4 protein-coding genes are annotated in these 4,276 nt (G+C 71.4%); 3 read left to right on the forward strand and 1 reads right to left on the reverse strand.

What is annotated here, in order from left to right; all coding sequences use genetic code 11:
* Together IJH84_RS02020 and IJH84_RS02025 are read left to right on the forward strand one after the other, a co-directional pair.
* Positions 1 to 950: NlpC/P60 family protein (locus IJH84_RS02020; RefSeq protein ID WP_295139580.1), on the forward strand; the 950-nt coding region annotated here is incomplete at its 5' end.
* 49 nt (positions 951 to 999) lie between these two features.
* Positions 1,000 to 1,551, forward strand: a complete 552-nt coding sequence (locus tag IJH84_RS02025; RefSeq protein WP_295139582.1) for a molybdenum cofactor guanylyltransferase — start codon at positions 1,000 to 1,002, stop codon at positions 1,549 to 1,551.
* A gap of 88 nt (positions 1,552 to 1,639) precedes the next feature.
* Here the strand turns inward: IJH84_RS02025 and IJH84_RS02030 are convergent, their stop codons facing one another.
* On the reverse strand, positions 1,640 to 2,719 hold the full coding sequence (locus IJH84_RS02030) for a MerR family transcriptional regulator (RefSeq protein ID WP_295139585.1): 1,080 nt from the start codon (positions 2,717 to 2,719) through the stop codon (positions 1,640 to 1,642).
* Between the two features lie 365 nt (positions 2,720 to 3,084).
* Between IJH84_RS02030 and IJH84_RS02035 the strand changes: the two genes are divergently transcribed.
* Positions 3,085 to 4,188, forward strand: a complete 1,104-nt coding sequence (locus tag IJH84_RS02035) for a MoxR family ATPase (protein ID WP_200072537.1) — start codon at positions 3,085 to 3,087, stop codon at positions 4,186 to 4,188.
* The last annotated feature ends 88 nt before the right edge of the window (positions 4,189 to 4,276 follow it).

A 4,276-nucleotide genomic window follows, 5' to 3' on the forward strand; every position in this document is an offset into this window, starting at 1 on the left:
ACCGGCAGGGCAGCCGCATCGGCTCGCTGACCGCCTTCGCGGGCGCGCGCGGTCCGGAAGAGCTGCTCAACCGCGCCGAACTGCTGGACATCGTCAGCCGCGATCAGCTCGACGTCCTCGACGACCTCGAACGCGCCCGCATCGAGCGGGTCAACAAGGACTCGCTGGCCCGCCAGGCGTTGCAGGATGCCGCGGCCAAGCGCGCTGCGGCCGACGCCGCGCGCGGCCGGGCCGAAGCCGCGCAGAGCGCCGCCATCGCCGCGCGCGCTGGGCAGGCCGGTAGCGCACAACGGCTCGCAGCCGAACGCGACGGCGCGCAGGCCGAACTGCGGCAGGCCCGCTCCACGGTGCAGGGCATGGAGGGTCAGAAGGACCGCTACCAGGAATGGCTCGACGCCCGCGAGGCCGAGCAGCAGGCGCAGGCGCAAGCCCAGCAGGCCGCACAGGCCGCGCAGGCGGCGTCCCGGCCGGCGCCCACCGGGGACTCCGGTGGCTCGGATGATTCCGACGACTCCGACGACGCGGCGCCAGCCGGTGTCGAGACCGTCGTGCAGCGGGCGATGTCCCAGCTCGGGATGCCGTACGCATGGGGCGGCGGCGACGAGGACGGACCGACGCAAGGCATCCGGGACGGGGGAGTGGCCGACTCCTACGGCGACTACCGCAAGACCGGCTTCGACTGCTCGGGCCTGATGGTCTACGCATTCGCCGCGGCCGGTGTGGAGCTCGACCACTACAGCGGCTACCAGTACAAGGCGGGCGAGCAGGTTCCGCTGTCGTCGATGCAGCGCGGCGACATGCTGTTCTGGCGCAGCAGCGGCAGCGTCCACCACGTGGCGCTGTACCTGGGCAACGGCAAGATGGTGGAAGCGCCGTACTCCGGCTCGCAGGTGCGTGTCGCGCCTGTGCGCTACGACGGGATCGCGCCTTACGCGGTGCGCATGTTCTGAATCCGGGCCGGCCCGGCGGCGGTGGAACCGGTGCGATAAGGATCGCTGCGTGACGAACGGATTCGCTGCGGTGGTGCTCGCGGGCGGCGAGGCCAAGCGGCTCGGCGGCGTGGACAAACTCGCTCTGCGGGTCGGCGGCCGCACGTTGCTGGATCGCACGCTGGCGGCGGTGGGCGGAGCCGAGCCGATCGTCATCGTCGGACCGGAACGGCCGGTGGCGGTGCCGGTCCGATGGGCTCGGGAAGATCCTCCGCGCAGCGGACCGCTGGCCGGTGTGCACGCGGGTCTGCGAGAAGTCCCGCGCGAGGTCGGGCTGGTGGCCGTCGTGGCCGCCTACCACCCCGGCCTGACCGCCTCGACGATCGACCGGCTGCGCGCGGGTGTGCGCGATGCGGGCGCGGTACTGATCGACTCGGACGATCGTCCACAGTGGCTGTTGGGGGTGTGGCGGGCCGAGGCGCTGCGCGAGCACATGCCGGCGGAAGTGGCGAACCGCCCGGTCCGCGACCTGCTGGCCCAGCTCGAACCGGCCCGCGTGCCCGCCACCGGCACCGAAGCATCCGATGTGGACACCCCGGACGACTACCGCCGCCTCACCTAGATCACCGGTGTGCAAGACCCACAGCGACGGCGGCCTGGCCGACTGCGATTCCTCGCAGAGGGGCCGTTCAACGTTGCTCGGCTCCGCGTCACGCGCGGGCAGTCGCGTCGACGACCGAGCAGGAGACGTTGTCTGGCGCCCCCGCCGAACGCACCAGCTCGACCAATCGGTCCGCGGCTTGCTGGGAAGTGCCGTTGCTGCCGAGTGCGCGGGAGATCTCCTGCTCGTCGAGCACGCTGGTGAGCCCGTCCGAGCAGAGCAGGTAGCGATCGCCCGCCCGGGCTTCGCGCAGGTGCATGTCCGGTTCCGCCGTGCCTTCGTGCTCCAACGCGCGCAGCAACATCGCACGTTGCGGATGTGCCGCGGCCTCTTCCACGGTCAGCTTCCCCTCGTCGACAAGCGACTGCACGAAGCTGTGGTCGTGGGTGAGCCGGGTCAGCTCCGCACCCCGCAGCAGGTACGCCCGCGAGTCCCCGACGTGCGCCAGCGCGAAGCGCACGCCTGACCACAGCATCGCCGTTAAGGTCGTACCCGCGCCCTGCGCGGTGATGTCGGACTTGGTGAACTCGCGCACCGCAGCGCGCGCATTGCGCACCGCGTCGCTGAGCGAGCCCAGAGGATCTTCGGCAGGGCCTTGCCGCTCGAGCCGTTCGAGTGCGTCGAGCGCGGCCGAGCTCGCGGCACGGCCCAAGCCCTGCGCGCCGAAACCATCGGCCACCGCGAACAGGCGGTCGCCCGCGAGCACCGCGTCCTGGTTGCTGTCGCGCACCAGCCCGATGTCGGTGCTCGCGGCGCCGCGCACCTCGAGTTCCCGCACTGCGTCCGTCATGGTCGCGTCCTTCCTGGACAGTTGGTCGATGAGGGATGCGGCTGCTTCGCGGCGGGCCGCAGTGTCGGCTTCGACCTGCCGCCAGTACGAAGCGACCTCCGCCGCGGCGGCTTCCGGCGGCAGGGCCAGCACCACCCGGATCCGTTCCAGCGGCATCCCCAGCACGCGCAATCGGACGATGAGCTTCGCCGTGGCGAGCTGGCAGCGGTCGTAGGAGCGGTAGCCGGTCCGCGGATCGACGTCGGCCGGGGCCAGCAGGCCCAGGTCGTCGTAGAGCCGCAGCGCTTTCGGGCTCAAACCCGATTCCTGCGCGAACGCACCGATGCTCAACCTGCGCACGATTCCCCTCCGCATCGCGGGCGATCTGCCCGATGACCTCGACGGTGCTCCCTGCCCCGAGGTCAAGGTCAAACCCCTTTCCGGAGCCGCGCGCAGCATTTCGATGACTTTGTAACTTCAGTGCCGAGTGAAATTATGTCGAGCCGACGAAACCGCAACGACGCACCGAGCGCGGAGCGCTTCACAACGCTCACACCGGCTGCGAGGTTGACTGGTCGCCGGTGCGGCGCCCCCTCGCGCGGACGTGGCGGGCGCGTGCCAAGATCGGCCGGCGGGCGACGCGGAAACCGGGCTCCCGGTGCCGGTTGGGGAACCGGTGCGCTGCGCGGCCGGTGCGAGGACAAGCGCGAACGGAAGGTGCCGAAGTGACCGAGGCCGGCGAGGGCGGCGCGACCGAGGCAGGGACGCCCGCGGAGCAGGTGAACACCCCGGCCCGGGACGCGCAGCTGCTGGAACGCACCGTCTTCGAGGTCAAGCGGATCATCGTCGGGCAGGACCGGCTCGTGGAGCGGGTGCTGGTCGGCCTGCTCGCCAAGGGCCACATCCTGCTCGAAGGCGTGCCCGGTGTGGCCAAGACGCTCGCGGTGGAGACCTTCGCCAACGTCGTCGGCGGCTCGTTCTCCCGGTTGCAGTTCACCCCCGATCTGGTGCCCGCCGACATCCTCGGCACCCGGATCTACCGGCAGGGCAGCGAGCGGTTCGACGTCGAACTCGGCCCGGTGCTGGCCAACTTCGTGCTCGCCGACGAGATCAACCGCGCGCCCGCGAAGGTGCAGTCGGCGCTGCTGGAGGTCATGGCGGAGCGGCACGTCTCGATCGGTGGGCAGAGCTTCCCGATGCCGCAGCCGTTCCTGGTGCTGGCCACCCAGAACCCGATCGAGAACGAGGGCGTCTACCCGCTGCCGGAGGCGCAGCGCGACCGGTTCCTGTTCAAGCTCCAGGTCGAGTACCCGACCGCGGAGGAGGAACGCGAGATCGTCTACCGGATGGGCGTCGCTTCTCCGGAGCCGAACCCGGTGCTGGACCCGGCCGCGCTGACCCGGTTGCAGGAGGTCGCCGCGCAGGTGTTCGTGCACCACGCGCTGGTGGACTACGTGGTGCGGCTGGTGCTGGCCACGCGGCAGCCGAACGATCACGGGCTGTCCGACATCGCGGGCTGGGTCTCCTACGGGGCTTCGCCGCGCGCCAGCCTCGGCGTGGTGTCGGCGTCGCGGGCGTTGGCGCTGGTGCGCGGGCGGGATTACGTGCTGCCGCAGGATGTGGTGGACGTGGTACCGGACGTGTTCCGGCACCGGCTGGTGCTGTCCTACGACGCGCTGGCCGACGGCGTGCCGGTCGACCACATCATCAACCGGGTGCTGCAGACGGTGCCGCTGCCGCAAGTCTCGGCCCGTTCGCAGGCAGGCCAGCCGCAGCCGCAGGCGGGCGGCTACGGGCACGCCGCCGCCGGTTCGCCGCAGTACCCGTGACGGGGCAGGACCCGATGACCGAGCAGCCCGGCGGGCTGCAAGGCGAGCGCCCCTCGTGGGCTCCGCCCGCGCTGGACGGGCCGCGGAT

It is taken from the genome of Saccharopolyspora sp. (assembly GCF_017434145.1).
Taxonomy (GTDB): Bacteria; Actinomycetota; Actinomycetes; order Mycobacteriales; family Pseudonocardiaceae; genus Saccharopolyspora_C; species Saccharopolyspora_C galaxeae.